A 391-nucleotide genomic window follows, 5' to 3' on the forward strand; every position below is an offset into this window, starting at 1 on the left:
GCAAGATCCAGGCCGTGAAGGGCATCTCGTTCAGCGTCGACGCCGGCGAAGTGGTCACCCTGATCGGCACCAACGGCGCCGGCAAGACCACCACCCTGCGCACGCTGTCCGGGCTGCTGAAGCCGGTCGGCGGCCAGATCAAGTTCAACGGCAAGTCGCTGAAGAAGGTCCCCGCCCACAAGATCGTCTCGCTGGGTCTTGCCCACTCCCCCGAGGGGCGGCACATCTTCCCGCGCATGACGATCGAGGACAACCTGCGCCTCGGCGCCTTCCTGCGCAGCGACAAGCAGGGCATCGAGCAGGACATCCGGCGCGCGTACGACCTCTTCCCCATCCTCGGGGAACGCCGCAAGCAGGCCGCCGGCACCCTGTCCGGCGGTGAGCAGCAGAT

1 protein-coding gene is annotated in these 391 nt (G+C 67.5%); it reads left to right on the top strand.

The window, feature by feature from the left end; all coding sequences use genetic code 11:
* Positions 1-391, top strand: a 391-nt coding sequence (locus LPA54_RS41510; RefSeq protein WP_228985539.1) for an ABC transporter ATP-binding protein, incomplete at both ends; no start/stop codon positions are given.

It is taken from the genome of Streptomyces sp. DH12 (assembly GCF_020873895.1).
GTDB lineage: Bacteria > Actinomycetota > Actinomycetes > Streptomycetales > Streptomycetaceae > Streptomyces.